The sequence below is a fragment of the Streptomyces sp. NPDC056948 genome (assembly GCF_042674225.1).
In the GTDB taxonomy this organism is placed as follows: domain Bacteria; phylum Actinomycetota; class Actinomycetes; order Streptomycetales; family Streptomycetaceae; genus Streptomyces; species Streptomyces purpurascens.
Genome location: NZ_JBHUQX010000216.1, coordinates 1 through 15,611, shown reverse-complemented (window position 1 = coordinate 15,611; position 15,611 = coordinate 1). Strand labels below are relative to the sequence as shown.

The 15,611-nt window shown below is 71.9% G+C and carries 13 protein-coding genes; 7 read left to right on the top strand and 6 right to left on the bottom strand.

Annotated features, from left to right (window positions below; all coding sequences use genetic code 11):
* The first annotated feature begins 17 nt into the window (after nucleotides 1–17).
* Both ACFTZL_RS25965 and ACFTZL_RS25960 read left to right on the top strand, forming a co-directional pair.
* Nucleotides 18–431, top strand: a complete 414-nt coding sequence (locus ACFTZL_RS25965) for a hypothetical protein (RefSeq protein WP_382587343.1) — start codon at nucleotides 18–20, stop codon at nucleotides 429–431.
* 28 nt (nucleotides 432–459) lie between these two features.
* Nucleotides 460–954, top strand: a complete 495-nt coding sequence (locus ACFTZL_RS25960; RefSeq protein ID WP_382587337.1) for an NUDIX domain-containing protein — start codon at nucleotides 460–462, stop codon at nucleotides 952–954.
* 14 nt (nucleotides 955–968) lie between these two features.
* Here the strand turns inward: ACFTZL_RS25960 and ACFTZL_RS25955 are convergent, their stop codons facing one another.
* Nucleotides 969–1,271, bottom strand: a complete 303-nt coding sequence (locus ACFTZL_RS25955) for a hypothetical protein (protein ID WP_382587334.1) — start codon at nucleotides 1,269–1,271, stop codon at nucleotides 969–971.
* Nucleotides 1,272–1,373: 102 nt separating this feature from the next.
* Entirely contained in the window at nucleotides 1,374–2,192 is an 819-nt protein-coding gene (locus ACFTZL_RS25950) for a GAF domain-containing protein (RefSeq protein WP_382587331.1), read from the bottom strand.
* Nucleotides 2,193–2,363: 171 nt separating this feature from the next.
* On the opposite strand from ACFTZL_RS25950, the gene ACFTZL_RS25945 reads away from it, so the two are divergent.
* Together ACFTZL_RS25945 and ACFTZL_RS25940 are read left to right on the top strand one after the other, a co-directional pair.
* Complete coding sequence (locus tag ACFTZL_RS25945) at nucleotides 2,364–3,092, top strand: NAD-dependent deacetylase (protein WP_382587328.1); 729 nt, start codon at nucleotides 2,364–2,366, stop codon at nucleotides 3,090–3,092.
* A gap of 127 nt (nucleotides 3,093–3,219) precedes the next feature.
* A complete protein-coding gene (locus tag ACFTZL_RS25940; RefSeq protein WP_382587325.1) occupies nucleotides 3,220–4,035 on the top strand; it encodes a DUF899 domain-containing protein in 816 nt (271 codons plus the stop codon).
* 10 nt (nucleotides 4,036–4,045) lie between these two features.
* Here ACFTZL_RS25940 and ACFTZL_RS25935 read toward each other — a convergent pair whose 3' ends face one another.
* Together ACFTZL_RS25935 and ACFTZL_RS25930 are read right to left on the bottom strand one after the other, a co-directional pair.
* Nucleotides 4,046–4,543 (bottom strand): methylated-DNA--[protein]-cysteine S-methyltransferase, encoded by a 498-nt coding sequence (locus ACFTZL_RS25935; RefSeq protein WP_382587322.1) that lies wholly within the window; start codon nucleotides 4,541–4,543, stop codon nucleotides 4,046–4,048.
* Nucleotides 4,544–4,552: 9 nt separating this feature from the next.
* Nucleotides 4,553–6,034 (bottom strand): AlkA N-terminal domain-containing protein, encoded by a 1,482-nt coding sequence (locus tag ACFTZL_RS25930; protein WP_382587320.1) that lies wholly within the window; start codon nucleotides 6,032–6,034, stop codon nucleotides 4,553–4,555.
* A gap of 119 nt (nucleotides 6,035–6,153) precedes the next feature.
* Here ACFTZL_RS25930 and ACFTZL_RS25925 point away from each other — a divergent pair, with 119 nt between their 5' ends.
* Nucleotides 6,154–6,516 (top strand): metalloregulator ArsR/SmtB family transcription factor, encoded by a 363-nt coding sequence (locus tag ACFTZL_RS25925; RefSeq protein WP_189726259.1) that lies wholly within the window; start codon nucleotides 6,154–6,156, stop codon nucleotides 6,514–6,516.
* A 27-nt stretch (nucleotides 6,517–6,543) separates the two neighbouring features.
* Here the strand turns inward: ACFTZL_RS25925 and ACFTZL_RS25920 are convergent, their stop codons facing one another.
* Together ACFTZL_RS25920 and ACFTZL_RS25915 are read right to left on the bottom strand one after the other, a co-directional pair.
* Nucleotides 6,544–10,440, bottom strand: a complete 3,897-nt coding sequence (locus tag ACFTZL_RS25920; RefSeq protein WP_382587340.1) for a glycoside hydrolase family 2 TIM barrel-domain containing protein — start codon at nucleotides 10,438–10,440, stop codon at nucleotides 6,544–6,546.
* A 204-nt stretch (nucleotides 10,441–10,644) separates the two neighbouring features.
* Nucleotides 10,645–11,475, bottom strand: a complete 831-nt coding sequence (locus tag ACFTZL_RS25915) for an alpha/beta fold hydrolase (protein ID WP_382587317.1) — start codon at nucleotides 11,473–11,475, stop codon at nucleotides 10,645–10,647.
* A 161-nt stretch (nucleotides 11,476–11,636) separates the two neighbouring features.
* Between ACFTZL_RS25915 and ACFTZL_RS25910 the strand changes: the two genes are divergently transcribed.
* Together ACFTZL_RS25910 and ACFTZL_RS25905 are read left to right on the top strand one after the other, a co-directional pair.
* Entirely contained in the window at nucleotides 11,637–13,682 is a 2,046-nt protein-coding gene (locus tag ACFTZL_RS25910) for a SpoIIE family protein phosphatase (RefSeq protein WP_382587314.1), read from the top strand.
* Between the two features lie 234 nt (nucleotides 13,683–13,916).
* Nucleotides 13,917–15,581 carry an ATP-binding cassette domain-containing protein gene (locus ACFTZL_RS25905; protein WP_382587311.1) on the top strand — a complete coding sequence of 555 codons (1,665 nt, stop codon included), beginning with the start codon at nucleotides 13,917–13,919 and terminating at the stop codon, nucleotides 15,579–15,581.
* Nucleotides 15,582–15,611 lie beyond the last annotated feature (30 nt).

The window sequence follows — 15,611 nt, the reverse complement described above, 5'->3', positions numbered from 1 at the left end:
CCGTCGAACAGCCCTCGGTGCCGCTGTCGGCGCGGGCCGACGCCGAGACCGTGGCCCTCGCCCAGGCCGATCCGGCGGCCGCAGCGGCCGCCGCCAACGTCTGCGGCACCGGCTACACGCTGAAGAAGGGCATCCCGCTGCCCGTCGGCACCGACCCCGCCGAGCGCCTGGCGACCCTCTTCTCCTACGAGAGCGGCGGCAAGGGCTGCGTCATCCTCGACAACAACGTCGGCAAGGCGCAGTACATGTACGTGCAGGTCTGCAAGGTGGGCGGCACGGCCTGCGACCCGGACTCGGGCAGCTTCAGCGAGTACGCGGGCCCGGTCCGCGTCTCCAGCTTCGCCTGCGCCCCGGTGACCGCCAAGATGGGCTCGTCCTCCAGCAGCCTCTACATCAACTACAAGTCCGACTACGTCTTCCCCTGCGGCTGAGCAGGCATCCGGTGGTTACCCTGCCCCAATGACCACCTCTGCTGACTTCGCCGCCTACATCGCGTCCCTGCCCCGTGTCCTGGCCGGCGCTGCCGCGCTGTTCCGGGACGGCGAGGGCCGGGTCCTGCTCGTCGAGCCCAACTACCGGGAGGGCTGGACCCTGCCCGGCGGCACGATCGAGTCCGACGACGGCGAGACCCCGCGGCAGGGCGCGCGGCGCGAGACGGCCGAGGAGATCGGCCTGGACCGTGAGCTCGGCCGGCTGCTGGCGGTGGACTGGGTGCACGGCCCGGGGCGTCCGCCGCTGGTGGCGTATCTGTACGACGGCGGGGTGCTCGGCGAGGACGCCTTCAAGGCGATCCGCCTCCAGGAGGAGGAACTGCTGTCCTGGCGGCTCGTGCCGCGCGAGGAGCTGACCGAGTACCTCCCGGGCGCCCTCGGCCGCCGCGTCCTCACCGCCCTGGACGTGCTGGCGGAGGGCTCGGGCACGGCGGAGCTGGAGAACGGCCACCGGGTCGGCTGACAGGGCGGCGGGCCTCAGTCGCGCAGCGTGGGAGGACGTCCGCGCCGACGACGCGCCCAGCCCCATCTGAGCAGGATCAGCGCGAGGCACAGTCCTCCCACGCCGCCCAGCGGGTAGTACAGCCACCGGTCGGCGCCGCTCAGCGTGCCCAGGAGAGCGCAGGCCAGGGCGCCGATGGCGAGGACGAACAGGCTGAAGGTCTCCCAGCCGAACGTGCCGCTCTCCCGGTCGACCCGTTCGTCGAACTCCTGGCGCGCCTGTTCCTCGTACCGCTGCCGGGCCTGTGCCATGGCGAGCGTCTCGCGGACATGGTTCATCCCTTCCGGCACTACGGGCTCGCGGACACGACGACGAGGGCGGAGACGGCGAAGGCTGAAGCCGAAGCGTGTGGCGGCCATCATCTGTTTCCCCTTCCTGACCTACGTCAGCGCCAGGGCGGCGCCCAGCACGTCCGCCAGGCCTTGTACCAGCCGGACATGATCGACCGTCAGGTCGGTGGCCTTCGGTGCGTCCACCGCCAGCACGCCGAACTCCATGGCGCCGGCCGTCACCGGCACCGCGATGACCGACCGGTAGTCGGTGCCGCCCTGGTTCACCTTGCTGACCAGCCCGGTCGCCGCGCCCGCGTGGTAGGCGCTCCTGGCCTCCAGGATGTCGTGCAAGAGGTGGCTTCCGGCGGCTCCGTCGATCTTTGCACGGGGAGCGGAAGGGCGGCCCGCCCAGTCGTCGAGTTCGAATTCGTGCCGCGTCCGGTCGGTCAAGCGGTAGTACGCGCTCCGGGCGGTGGGGAGTCCGGCGGAATCCAGCCGGGCGGTGAGTGTGGCCGCGCCGACGAGCGCCGAGCGGCGGATCGTGGTCGACTCCGTGGAGCGGGTGGTGACCAGACCGGCGGGCGGTGTCGCGCCGGTCGCCGTGTACGCGGAGGCGTGTTCCTCTGTCAGCTTGCCCAGGGGTTTGGACAGTTGGAGCAGGACGTCGTTGTACCAGAGACGGATCTGCGCCGCCGTGTGGCTGGCTTCCTCGCGCGCCTTGGCCCGCTCCCTTTCGTTGAGGGCGGTCTCGCTCGCGGTGACCAGGACGACCATCAGGGCCAGCGCGGCGCCCGTCCACAGCGCGGTGTCCCGGTGCTTGCTGTGGTCGTCACCCGCGACGACCGAGGCGACGAAGGCGCCCGCGGCCAGGAAGCTGGCCAACGTCAGCAGGAAGATCTTCAACCAGTACTTCCGGAGCCACGCCATCCCGCCCCATCACCCCGATCCCCAGTTCGAACGCTGTGCTCCGGGGCGACCGAAGCCGCGCCCGACCTGCACAGACGCCGGAGGAGACGCACCGGTTCCCACCGGGCACGGCGGAGCACGCCTCTCGGATATCCGTTCGCCCCGGGCGGGCCGGCGTCCTACCCTCGGCTCATGGCCAAGCCCCTCGTCGCGCTCCTCACCGGCGCCGGTATCAGCACCGACTCAGGGATCCCGGACTACCGCGGGCCGAACGGGCTGTGGCGGCGGGATCCGGAGGCCGAGAAGCTCGTGACGTACGAGTACTACATGGGCGATCCGGAGATCCGGCGGCGGTCGTGGCAGATGCGGCGCAAGAACCGGACGCTGCGGGCCGAGCCCAACGCCGCCCACCGGGCTGTCGCCGACCTGGAGGGGTCGGGGGTGCCGGTGCGGGTGATCACGCAGAACGTGGACGGGCTGCACCAGCTCGCCGGGATGCCCGCCCGCAAGGTCCTCGAACTGCACGGCACGGCACGGAGTTTCGTGTGCACCGGCTGCCACACCCGCGGCCCGATGCAGGACGCGCTGGCACGGGTCGAGGCCGGTGAGGACGATCCGCCGTGTCTGGAGTGCGGCGGTGTCCTGAAGTCGGCGACGGTGATGTTCGGCGAGCGGCTCGACCCCGTCGTCCTCGGCGAGGCGGCCGCGATCAGCAAGGCCTGCCAGGTGTTCGTCGCCGTCGGCACGAGCCTCCAGGTCCAGCCCGCGGCCGGCCTCGCCGGTGTCGCCGCCGACCACGGCGCCCGGCTGATCATCGTCAACGCCGAGCCGACGCCGTACGACGAGCGGGCCGACGAGATCGTGCGGGAGCCCATCGGTACGGCGCTCCCGGCCCTGCTGGAGCGGTTTCGTCAGGACTGACGAGTCCGAGGCTCGGCGGAGGGTGTCTCCTGCCGCGATGAGTTCCGGCCCGGTCGTCAGTCTCTTCCGGTGAGCGTCGTAGCACGTCGTACGGCGCTGCCCGGTACGAGACACCACGGAGGACACCATGACGACCACGCCCGGCATCCCGAGCGGCGACCTCCCCGGCAAGCCGCCGGTCGTCGACCTCGCCACCTGGCAGGCGGCGCGCGCGGAGCTGCTGGTCCGCGAGAAGGCGCACACCCATGAGGGCGACGCGATCGCCGCGGCCCGGCGGCGGCTGCCGATGGTCGAGCTCGACGGCACGGTGGAGGTCACCGGCGCCGACGGGCCGGTCCCGTTCCTCGACCTGTTCCAGGGGCGCGACGAGCTCGTGGTCTACCAGCACATGTGGTACGACGGCGCGCCGCACCAGGGGCAGTGCGAGGGCTGCACCACCACGGCCTGGCATGTGAAGGACGCCGTCTACCTCAACGCCCGGGGCGTCTCGTACGCCGTCCTGACCTCGGGCCCGTGGGACGAGGTGGCCGCCTACGTCGCGTTCATGGGGTACACCCAGCCCTGGTACTCGGTGCGGGGCGTGGAGGCGCCGGTCGGCGGGGAAATGGGGCACATCGCCTGCTTCCTGCGCGACGGCGACCGGGTGTTCCTCACCTACTCCACGACGGGCCGCGGCAACGAGCCGGTCAACGGGTCCTTGAGCCTGCTCGACATGACGCCCTACGGCCGCGGCGAGGCGTGGGAGGACAACCCCGAGGGCCGGCCCGTGCTCGGCGATGTCCGCGAGGGGCACCCGGCCGTGGGCCGCCAGGCCTGCTGGTACTGGCGCTCGGACGCGGACGGGAACGCCACCTGGGGCCCGGCCAGCCGCCCCGTTCCACAGTGGACCCGCCCCGGCGCGACCCCCGTGGAGACCCTCGGCCGGCACGGCGACCACCACTGACGCGTCCTCGTCAGCTCGGCGAGGCGGCACGCGAGCCTGACGCGCTCTCGAACTCCAGCAGCCGGCGCTTGCGCTCCAGGCCGCCGCCGTAGCCGGTGAGGCTGCCGTTCGCGCCGAGGACGCGGTGGCAGGGGACGATGATGCCGACGGGGTTGCGGCCGTTGGCGAGGCCGACCGCTCGGGAGGCGGTGGGGGTGCCGAGGATGGCGGCGAGTTCGCCGTAGGAGCGGGTCTCGCCGTACGGGATGCGGCTCAGTTGCTCCCAGACGGTGCGCTGGAACGGGGTGCCCGTCAGGCGGAGTTCGACGGTGAACTCCTTGAGGTCGCCCGCGAAGTACGCCTCGAGTTGTTCCTCCGCCTGAGCGAACAGGGTGTCGTCGCGGGTGCCGAAGGTCTCCTCCGGCGGGCGGTGGCGCTGGTCGGTCATGTAGAGGCCGCACAGCACTCCGTCGTCGGCGACGAGGGTGAGGGGGCCGTAGGGGCTGTCGGTCACGGTGTGGTGCTTCATCGAACGTCCTTATACCGGGAGGAAGTTGATCGGGTGGCTGTCCGTCGCCCAGAGGTACTGGACGGCGTAGGCCCGCCAGGGGCGCCAGGACGCCGCGCGTGCGGTGAGTGCTGCGGGCGTGGACGGCAGGCCCATTTGCTGTGCGGCGCGGCGGATGCCGAGGTCGGTGGGGAGGAAGGCGTCCGGGTCGCCGAGCGCGCGCATGGCGATGACGTCGGCCGTCCAGGGGCCGAAGCCGGGCAGGGCGAGGAGCTGGGCGCGGCTGCGCGGCCAGTCGCTCTCCACTCCCAGGTGGAGTTCGCCTTCGGCGAGCTGCCGGACCAGGGTGGTGAAGGTGGTGCGGCGGGTGCGGGGCATCGCCAGTGACTCGGGGTCCAGCGCCGCGAGGGCCTCGGGTGCCGGGAAGAGGTGGGTGAGGCCGCCCTCGGGGTCGTCGACCGGTTCGCCGTGCGCGGTGACCAGGCGGGCCGCGTGGGTGCGGGCGGCGGCGGTGGAGACCTGCTGGCCGAGCACGGCCCGGACGGCGAACTCGGCCTCGTCCACCGTGCGCGGGACACGCCGGCCGGGTGCCTTGTCGACCAGCGGCGCGAGGACCGGGTCGGTGCGGAGCTGGTCGTCGATCGCGACCGGGTCGGCGTCCAGGTCGAGCAGGCGGCGGCAGCGGCTGATGGCGACGGTCAGATCGCGCAGGTCGCTGAGGGTGAGACGGCAGGCGATGTGGTCGGGGGTGGGAGTGAGGGCGACGATGCCGTGGCCGTACGGGAGGCGCAGCGTACGGCGGTAGGAGCCGTCGCGCCACTCCTCCACCCCGGGTACGGCCGTCGCGGCGAGGTGGCCGAAGAGGTTGTCGGGGTTGAGCGGGGTCCGGAACGGCAGCCGCAGGGCGAGCGCGCCGGGGGTGCTCGTGCCCTGTCGCTTCGGGGCGCGGGTGCGCAGCTCGCTCGGGGACAGGGCGAAGACCTCGAGGACGGTGTCGTTGAAGGTGCGGATCGAGGCGAAGCCGGCGGCGAAGGCGAGCTGCGCCATCGGCAGGGTCGTCGTCTCGATGAGCAGCCGGGCCGTCTGGGCACGCTGGGCCCGGGCGAGCGCGAGGGGGCCCGCGCCCAGTTCGGCGAGAAGCTGCCGCTCGACCTGCCGGGTGCTGTAGCCGAGCCGCCCGGCGAGGCCCGGCACGCCCTCGCGGTCCACGACGCCGTCGGCGATCAGCCGCATGGCGCGGGCCACCAGGTCGGCGCGCTGGTTCCACTCCGGGGAGCCGGGGCTGGTGTCGGGCCGGCAGCGCTTGCAGGCCCGGAACCCGGCCTGCTGGCAGGCCGCGGCGCTCGGGTGGAAGACCATGTTCTCCGGCTTGGGCGGCACGACCGGACAGCTGGGACGGCAGTAGATGCGGGTCGTCAGGACGGCCGTGAAGAACCAGCCGTCGAAGCGCGCGTCCTTGGACTGGACGGCGCGTACGCAACGCTCGGTGTCGGTGTGCATCCCCATCTGCATACGTCCAGCATCGGTCACCACCGGCGCGCGGGTCTGGCGAGAATCCGACATCGACCTGCCCGGACCGGGACAGATGAAGATTCATTCATGTGTTCGTGTGTGCCCGGTACGATGACGTCATGGGTCATGGAGCCGTCACCACCGCGCAGGACGCCGGCGAGCGCGTACGCCTGGACGCGGACAACGTCGCGAAGGTGGCCACCACGCTCCAGGCCCTGTCCACGCCCTCCCGCCTGCTGATCCTCGCGCGCCTGCGGGAAGGCCCGCTGCCCGCCACCGAGTTGGCGGCGGAGGTGGGCATGGAGCAGTCGGCCTGCTCGCACCAGCTCCGGCTGCTGCGCAATCTGGGTCTGGTGGTGGGCGAGCGACAGGGCCGTTCCGTCGTGTACGCGCTGCACGACCACCATGTCGCCGAGCTGCTCGACCAGGCCGTGTACCACGTGGAGCATCTGCGCCTGGGGATCAGCGACACCGCCGACTGAGGCGGCGCCGCCGTCCCACCGTTCGTGCTATTCGGTCGCCGTCGGCCGGCGTGAGGCCTCCGTCGCCTCGCTCACCCGCGTCAGCGGACGCAGCCGGTAGGTGAACGCGTAGTCGCGGTCGGCGAGCAGCTTGAACTCGTCGTGGGTGTGCGCGCCCCAGCTGTTGTCACCGCCCACGCCCATCTGGCGGTGATTGATCCGCAGGACCACCGCGTCCCGAGGGGTGAGCTGGTAGTCGTGGCGGGCGCCGACCGACAGATCCTCCGGGGTGAAGCGCGAGGCGTTGACCTCGAGCAGCGGCTCGGCGGAGACGAGCAGTCCGCGTCCGTCGCCGTCCGTCAGCGCGGCCCAGCGGACGTCGGTCTTGTTGCCGTTCTCCTGCGGGCGCAGATAGGAGGTCCACTGCTCGGCGACGGTGCCGGAGTACAGGCCCACGTCGGTGCTGTTGTTGCGGTCCCACATGTTCTCCTCGGGGCCGCGGCCGTAGTAGTGCAGCCGGTCCAGCCGGCGCGGCAGGAACAGCAGGGTGCCGACCTCGGGGATGTACGGCAGGTTCGAGGCGCCCGGGTGCAGGGTGTTGTCGACCTTGATCTCGCCGTTGCCGAAGACCGTGTAGGTGGTGGAGTACGAGGACTCCGTGCCGGTGGGCAGCGTGCCGGTGACCTTGACCTCGACGGCCCGGTCGCCCAGGGGCCGCACCCGTACGTCAGCCACCTTCCGCTTCGCTCCGGCGTCGCGCCACAGCTGGTTGCGGGTGTGGTGGCCGTTGCCCCGGTCGTTGTCGGTGGGCGCCCGCCAGAAGTTCGGGACGGGGCCGGAGGTGATCAGAGGCGTGCCGGCCGCCTCGTACGACGTGATGGTCCCGGTGCTCTTGTCGAAGGTGACCGAGAAGTTCCTGCCCCGTACCGCGAGGGTCTTGTCGCCGTCCGTGTGGCGCAGGGTGGGCACACTGCCGAGCCGCGCCGGTTTCACGACCGGGCTGCCCACATGGAGGGCCAGTTGCTGCTTGGCCACCTCGAAGCCCGCCCTGGCCCACTTGGCGGGCTCCCGGGTGGTGAAGGAGAGCTGGAGGAAGTACTCCGCGCCCGGCTCGGGCTTGGCCGGCAGCCGTACCGGCACCTTGATGTCCTTGCTGGTCAGCGGCGCCACATCGAGCTGGTCGCGGGTCAGCCGGCCGCGCTGGACGACCTTGCCGTCGGCGACGAGGGACCAACGGCCGTCGAACTCGCGGAGGTTGGTGAACAGATACTCGTTGGTGAGCTTGACGGCTCCGGGGCCGCCCGAGGCCGGGGCGGCGTTGATCGCCTGGTAGATCTGCTTGACCTCGGCGGACTTGCCGGTGTGCCCGCGGTCGGCGGTGACGATGCCGTCGCCGGAGAAGGCGCCGTCGTTGGGGTTGTCGCCCCAGTCGCCGCCGTAGGCGTAGAAGGTCTTGTCGCGCGGGCGCTTCTCGGTGAGCCCGGCGGTTGCGGCGTCGAACCAGAACCGTACGCCCTCGTCGTCCGGGCCGCGGTCGTTGGAGGCCAGCTCCGCCGCGCTCAGCGGGCGGGCGTACACGCGAGCGCGCCGGATGGTGCCGCTGAACTCCCGGGTCGGGTTGTCTACGTCGGTGGCGAGCGCCAGGGAGGCCGTGTTGTCGCTGGGGCGCCGGGTGGTCGTGCGGGTGCCTCGCACCGATCCGTCGACGTACAGGGTGAGCGTCCCCGCGTCCGCGTCGAAGACGCCGGCGACGTGGTGCTCCTTGCCCGTCCAGTCGTCGGGCAGCGCCCAGCTCGCGGTGACCCACTGGCCGCCGCCGTGGATGAAGAACTCCAGCGTCTTGTCGGACTGTTTGAGGGCGTACTGGGTGTCGCCCTTGGCGATGATGGGCTGGTGGAAGCCGGTCACGTGCGGGGTGACCCAGGCCTCCAGCGTGAGGGAGCCGGTGAGGTCGAGGCGGGAGTCGCGGGGGAAGACGGTGCCGCCGGAGACGCCCTTGGCACGGTCGAAGGTGCCGGCGGACGCGATGACCTCGCCGCGCAGTGCGCCCGGGCCGGACTCGGTCAGCAGCTTGCGGGCCGGGGTGGGCCAGCTCAGGGCCTGGTCGACGAAGTCCCAGATCCAGCCGCCCTGGAGGACGTCGTAGCGGCGGACGATGTCCCAGTACTTCTTGAAGTTGCCGTTGGAGTTCCCCATGCCGTGGGAGTACTCGACCATCACGTACGGCCGTTTGTCGTTGGTGTCCTTGGCACGGGCCTCGACGCGCTGCGGGCTGTCGTACATCTCTGAGCGGATGTCGCTGATGCCCGGCCGGTCGTCGCCCTCGTACTGGATGACGCGGGTGGGGTCGTACCCGCGGATCCAGTCGTACATGGCGTTGAAGGTGGTGCCGCCGCCCGCCTCGTTGCCGAGGGACCAGATGACCACCGAGGCGTGGTTCTTGTCGCGGTGGACCATGTTCTGGGCGCGGACCACGCACGCGTCGGTCCACTCGGGGTGGCCGCTGCCGGGGAACTTGTCGCGGATGCCGTGGGTCTCGAGGTTGGTCTCGTCCACGAGGTACAGGCCGTACTCGTCGGCGAGCTCCAGCCACAGCGGGCTGTTGGGGTAGTGCGAGGTGCGGACGCTGTTGATGTTGAGCCGCTTGATGATCTCGATGTCCTCGATCATCTGGGCCCTGGTGAGCGCCGAGCCGGTGACGGGGTGCATCTCGTGCCGGTTGGTGCCGCGGAAGGACACCGGCTTGCCGTTGATGCGCATCAGGCCGTCCTTGAGCGCGAACTCGCGGAAGCCGACCCGGTGCGAGAGGGTCTCGACCACCTTGCCGGCCGGGTCGCGCAGCCGCAGGACCGCGGTGTAGAGGTCCGGGTGCTCGGCCGACCAGAGTTTCGGCGAGGGGACGGCTCTGGACGCCTCGGCGGTGGCCTCGTCGCCGGCCGGGACGTCGACGGGCTGCTGGAGCGGCCGGGACCAGACGGCGTGGCCGCGCGCGTCGTAGAGCTGGGTCTCCACGGTGTAGCGGCCCGCGCCCTTGCCGCCGTAGTCGCGGACGTGCGCGGTGACCTTGAGGTCGGCGGAGGCGTAGTCGTCGCCGAGCGGGGTGTCCAGTTTGAAGTCGCGCAGGTGCACGGAGGGCGTGGAGTACAGGTGGACCGAGCGGAAGATGCCGCTCAGCCGGATCATGTCCTGGTCCTCGAGCCACTCGGCGTCGGAGTAGCGGTACACCTCGACGGCGATCTGGTTGGTGCCCGGCTTGAGGTGGCGGGTGATGTCGTACTCGGCGGAGGTGTAGGAGTCCTCGTGGTAGCCGGCCAACTCGCCGTTGATCCACACGTAGTGGGCGGACTTGACGCCCTCGAAGTGCAGGAAGGTGCGCCGGCCCGACCAGTTCTTCGGCACGGTGAACGTACGGCGGTACTGGCCGACGGGGTTGTAGCGGGTCGGGGCGGCCGGCGGCTGCGCGTCCTCGCCGCCGCCGTTGGGGCCCCACCAGGGGTAGGTGATGTTGATGTAGATCGGGAAGTCGTAGCCCTGCAACTGCCAGGCCGAGGGCACGGGGATGGTGTCCCAGCCCGAGTCGTCGACGTCGGTGCGGTAGAAGTCGGTGTCCCGGTCGTCGGGCCGGTCGGCGTAGGCGAACTTCCATTTTCCGTCGAGGCTCTGCCGGTACGGCGAGCGCGTGCGGTCGGCGTCCAGTGCCTGCCCGAGGTCCGCGTACGGCATGAGTGTGGTGTGCGGTGGCTCGGTGCCCACCCGGTACACGGTCAGTCCGTCGTTCCACTCCGGAGGGCCGTCCGCCGCCGGGCGCCGGCCGGCCGCGTGGGCTGCGGTGGGCGATGCCGAGAGGGCGAGCGCGCCGAGCACGGCGGCGCCCCCTTCGAGCAGACGACGGCGGCTGACTACGGGCCGGTCGGCGGGAGACGGGAGCGGGTGCGGGTGCGGCATGACCGTGGCCTTCCTCGGTTCGACAGGGTGCTGCACGGACTGAGGGCACGTCAGACGCGATCCTCAACTGCACATCCTCGATGGGTGTTTCTGTTGGGATGCGTGTCAACTGACGGTGACGGAGCAACTGCTGAGCAGGCACACCCTAGAACTCGCACACAATCGAATCAATGACCCCGTCGGACTTTGTGCGGTCCTGATGGTTCAGCCGCCGAGGAAGCCGAGCAGCGCGCTCGTCAGCCGGGCGGGCGCGTCCAGCGGGACGAGGTGGCCGGCCTCCGGGACGGGCACCAGCCGCGCGCCGGGGATCAGGGTGGCCAGTTCCTGTCCCTTGGCGAAGGGGATCCAGGTGTCCTCGGTGCCCCAGCAGACGGTGACGGGCAGGTCGATCGTGGGGTACAGCGGCTGGATGTCGTCGGTGTAGCGCTGGTCGGCCTGCGCGATCTGGCGGTAGAAGGCGGCCTGGCCCCGTTCCCCCGTCCACGGCCGGACCAGCGCGTCGAGCGCCGCGGGACGCAGACCGAGATGGCTCGCGGACGTCACGTACTCCCGCACCAGGGCCTCGTGCAGCGGCGCGGGCAACTGCTCGAAGACGTGGCTGTGCTCCGCGACCAGCCGGAAGAAGGGGGAACCCCAGGGTTCCAGGGCCACGGGGTCGACCAGCGCGAGCCTCCGGTAGCGGGCCCCGTGCAGCAGGTGGGCACGCAGCGCCACACACCCGCCGAAGTCGTGCGCGATGACGGACGGCTCCCGTAGGTCCCAGTGCGCCAGCAGCTCGGTGAAGACCTCGCCCTGGGCGCCCAGCGAGACGTCCTGGTCCGGGTACATGCCCGACGTGCCGTAGCCCGCCATGTCCCACACGTGCACGCGGTGCCCGGCGGCGGCGAGAGCGGGGGCGATCTCGTGCCACACGTAGGACGAGAAGGGCGTCCCGTGCAGCAGCACGACCGGCTCGCCGCCGGGATCCCCGAGCCGGTCCCAGCGGACGGTGCCCGATGCCGTGTCCAGACTCTCTCGCAAGGACCAGTCACCCAAGACGGTGCTCCCTCTCCGCGGGCCGAACTCTGTACCGACCCTCGATTTTTTGTCATTTCGGCGCGACAGTGCCGCTCCACCGACCGTACTGTGACCTCATCGGACAGCCTGTGCAACGGATCTTGGCCGGACCATTTGCCGCGCCGGAAGGAGCGGCTCGCATGAACGGGTATGCGACCTCGGATCGCCAGTCCGTCACGGCCGCGCCCGGCGGGCTGCTGGATCTTCTGAAGGTCGCGGCCGTGGTCCTGGACGCGGGCGGGCACATCGCCCTGTGGAGCCCCGAGATCGAGCAGCTGCTCGGCTACACCCCGGCGGAGGCCCTGCGCCAGCGCGCCGACACGCTCCTGGTGGCGCCCGAGAACCGGACCCGGGGCCGGGAGCTCTTCGCCCAGGTCAGCTCGGGGGCCCGCTGGGCCGGAGTCTTCCCGCTGCGGCACAAGGACGGCACGGACCGCGCCGTGGAGTTCCGCACGATGCGTCTCCTCGACCCCGAGGGGCAGCCTCATCTGCTGGGCCTCGCCACGGACGCGACGACCGTACGGATCGTGGAGCGGGACCTCGCCCTCTCGCACAGCCTCGTCAACCAGACCCCGCTCGGCATCGCCGTCTTCGACAACGACCTGCGCTGGGTCGGGGTCAATCCCGCGCTGGAGCGGATCAACGGCGTGCCCGAGGAGGCCGTGCTGGGGCGCCGGGTCGGCGAGGTGCTGCCGGACCTGGAGGTGGAGGCCATCGAGGCCCGGATGCGGCACGTCCTGGAGACCGGCAGACCCCTGCTCGACCAGCAGACCATCGGCCGTACGGCGGCGGACGCCCAGGACCGCGCCTACTCGGAGTCGTATCACCGCATCGAGGACACCGACGGGCGGGTGCTGGGCCTCGCGATGGCCGTCCTGGACGTCACCGAGCGCCAGCAGGCCGCGGCCGAGGTCGCCCAGGCCCGTCAGCATCTGTCGGTGATCGCCGACGCCGGGGTGCGGATCGGCACCACGCTGGACCTCCAGCAGACCGCCCGGGAACTGGCCGACGTGGTGGTGTCGCAGCTCGCGGACCTGGCCGCCGTGGACGTGCTGGAGTCCGTCGTGGCCCACGGCACCATCGCGCCGGTGTCGGGCGGCGCGCCCGCCGAGTTCAGAGCGCTGGCCGTCGCCGCCGGCTACGCCACCGACGCCATCCACGCCGCCGACCCGGTCGGCGAGCTCGCCACCTACGGGTCGTCACGGATCATCACGCAGTGCGTCCGCAGCGCCCGCCCCGTCCTGGTCGAGCGCGTGGACGCGAAGATGATGCGGCGCATCGCCCGGGACGGCCGGGCCGCCCAGACCCTGCACGAGGCCGGGGCGCACTCCTACATGGCGGTACCGCTGATGGCCCGCGGCAGAGTGCTCGGCACGCTCACCCTGTACCGCACGGTCGACGAACGCCCCTTCGACGACCGGGACCAGGTCCTCGCCTCGGAACTCGCCGCGCGCGCCGCCATCTGCATCGACAACGCCCGCCTCTACGGACGCGAGCGCGGCACCGCCCTCACTCTCCAGCGCAGCCTGCTTCCCGCCGCGCCCGCCGAGCAGGAGGGGCTCGACATCGCCGCCCGCTACCGCCCGGCCCTCAGCGAGGTCGGCGGCGACTGGTACGACGTGCTGCCGCTGGGCCCGGGGCGCACCGCGCTCGTCGTGGGGGACGTCATGGGCAAGGGCGTCCAGGCCGCGGCGATCATGGGGCAGCTCAGCACGGCGACGCGGGCGCTGGCCCGGCTTGACCTGCCGCCCGCGGAGCTGCTGCGACACCTCGACGACATCGCCGGCTCGCTCGGCGACGCGATCGCCACGTGCGTGTACGCCGTGTGCGACCTGCGGCGCGGCACCTGCGCCCTGTCCAGCGCGGGTCATCTGCCGCCCGTGCTCGCCGGGGCGGACGGGATCGCGAAACTCGTCGACGTGCCCGGCGGCGTACCGCTCGGGGTGGGCGGCGTGGAGTTCGGCACCGTGGAGGTGGAGCTCCCGCCGGGCTCGCTGCTCGCCCTGTACACGGACGGGCTGGTCGAGAACCGCGGGGAGCCGATCGACACCGGGCTCAGCACGCTGACCCACCTCCTGCAGAACGCGGGCCCCAGCCTGCAGCGCACCAGCGACAGCCTCCTCAGCGCGCTGAGCCCGGAGCCCGACGACGACGTGGCGCTGCTGCTGGTCCGCACGCGCGCCTGAGCGCTCGCGGCGGCAACTGTTAGCATGTTTGTGTGAGTTACGTCCTTTACCTCTGATCCGGGCCACCGGCTCCGCCCTCGCACGCCGTGTCGAACACAGGCCGAGGTGCCGGGAGCCGCGACGTCGCCCACGGCCCGCCCTGTTCTGGGCCCGGCCGTCCGTCGGATCCGATGGCCCGCTCCCATCCCCGCCCGAACCGGGGGTGAAGTGTGCCTCCTTAACGAGGAAGAGAACGTGACCACCCTTGTTCTGCCTGCCCGCGACCGGGCCCAGCTCACCTGCGCCTCGATCCACGTCGACCGCGGTGGCCGCACCGTGCTGCACGACGTCGACATGAAGGTCTCCCCGAGATCGCGCTGGGGCGTCGTCGGCGAGAACGGCCGCGGCAAGTCGACCCTGCTGCACGTCCTGGCCGGCCTCCTGGCCCCGGACGAGGGGACCGTGCACCGCGTGGGCACCCTCGCCCTGGCCGAGCAGGAGATGCCGGCCGAGGACGCGCGCACGGTCGGCGACTTCATCGACGACCACCTGGCCGACGCCCGCGCGGCCCTGCGGGAACTGGACACCGCCGCGGACGCCCTCGCCGCGGAACGCCCCGGGGCCGAACAGGCCTACGCCGACGCCCTGGAGGTGGCGCAGGCGCTGGACGCCTGGGACGCCGACCGGCGGGTGGACGTCGCCCTGGACGGACTCGGTGCGGTCGGCGACCGGGCCCGTCCGCTGGCCACGCTGTCGGTCGGCCAGCGCTACCGGATCCGGCTGGCCTGTCTGCTGGGTGCCGAGTACGACTTCCTGCTCCTGGACGAGCCCACCAACCACCTGGACCTGGCGGGGCTCGAGTACCTCACCGCCAGGCTGCGCGCCCATGCCGGCGGCGTCGTGGTGGTCAGCCACGACCGGGCGCTGCTCGCGGACGTGGCCACCACGATCCTCGATCTCGACCCCACCCGCGACGGCCGGCCGGGCGTGTACGGGGGCGGCTACACCGGCTATCGCGAGGGTCGGGAGGCCGAACTGGTCCGGTGGGAGGAGGAGTACGAGCAGCAGCGGACCGAGCACGTCCGTCTGAAGCAGGCCCTGTCCGAGGCCCAGAACCGGCTGAGCACCGGCTGGCGCCCGGACAAGGGCACCGGCAAGCATCAGCGCGCGACCCGGGCCGGTGCGCTGGTGCGTTCCGTCCACCGGCGCCAGGACGATCTGGACCGGCACAAGGTCACCGCGCCGGTGCCGCCCCGGCGTTTCTCGCTGCCCGAGCTGCCCGCCCGGCCGGGTGTCGTCCTGCTGCGGGTGGAGGAGGTGACGGTCGGCGGGCGGCTGCACCACTCGACGAGCCTGTCGGTGACGTCCGGCGACCGGCTGGCCGTCACCGGCCCGAACGGGGCGGGCAAGTCCACGCTCCTGTCCGTCCTGGCCGGGCGGCTGGCCCCCGGCTCGGGCCGGGTGCACCGGGCGCGCAGGGTGCGGCTGCGTCTGCTCGGGCAGGAGTCGCCGCGGGCGACGCACCGGCGGGCCCGTGACCTGTACGAGGCGCACACCGCCGGGCTAGTCACGGCGGGCGTGCTGAAGGAGGGCGAGGTGGTGGGGCTCGGCTCGTTGGGCCTGCTCACCTCACGCGACACCGACAAGCCGGTGGCCGAGCTGTCGATGGGTCAGCAGCGGCGCCTCGATCTGGCCCTGGCCCTCGCCGCCCGACCGCACGTCCTGCTGCTGGACGAGCCCACCAACCATCTGTCCATCGCCCTGGTCGACGAACTCACGGAAGCGCTGCACACCACGGAGGCGGCCGTCGTCCTGGCCACCCACGACCGCCAGCTCCAGCGCGACATCGCAACGTGGCCGCGCGTCGCACTGTCGCAGCGGGGAGCGGCGGAGACGGGGGCGGGCACGACGACACGCTGACGACCGACGCCGCCCGGGCGCGACCGATGC

What these genes read in the sequence shown, in the direction of transcription:
- ACFTZL_RS25945 (WP_382587328.1), top strand. Translation starts at nt 2,364, where the DNA reads ATGGCCAAGCCCCTCGTCGCGCTCCTCACCGGCGCCGGTATCAGCACC.
- ACFTZL_RS25950 (WP_382587331.1), bottom strand. Translation starts at nt 2,192, where the DNA reads ATGGCGTGGCTCCGGAAGTACTGGTTGAAGATCTTCCTGCTGACGTTG.
- ACFTZL_RS25925 (WP_189726259.1), top strand. Translation starts at nt 6,154, where the DNA reads ATGGGTCATGGAGCCGTCACCACCGCGCAGGACGCCGGCGAGCGCGTA.
- ACFTZL_RS25935 (WP_382587322.1), bottom strand. Translation starts at nt 4,543, where the DNA reads ATGAAGCACCACACCGTGACCGACAGCCCCTACGGCCCCCTCACCCTC.
- ACFTZL_RS25940 (WP_382587325.1), top strand. Translation starts at nt 3,220, where the DNA reads ATGACGACCACGCCCGGCATCCCGAGCGGCGACCTCCCCGGCAAGCCG.
- ACFTZL_RS25920 (WP_382587340.1), bottom strand. Translation starts at nt 10,440, where the DNA reads ATGCCGCACCCGCACCCGCTCCCGTCTCCCGCCGACCGGCCCGTAGTC.
- ACFTZL_RS25955 (WP_382587334.1), bottom strand. Translation starts at nt 1,271, where the DNA reads ATGAACCATGTCCGCGAGACGCTCGCCATGGCACAGGCCCGGCAGCGG.
- ACFTZL_RS25910 (WP_382587314.1), top strand. Translation starts at nt 11,637, where the DNA reads ATGAACGGGTATGCGACCTCGGATCGCCAGTCCGTCACGGCCGCGCCC.
- ACFTZL_RS25960 (WP_382587337.1), top strand. Translation starts at nt 460, where the DNA reads ATGACCACCTCTGCTGACTTCGCCGCCTACATCGCGTCCCTGCCCCGT.
- ACFTZL_RS25930 (WP_382587320.1), bottom strand. Translation starts at nt 6,034, where the DNA reads ATGCAGATGGGGATGCACACCGACACCGAGCGTTGCGTACGCGCCGTC.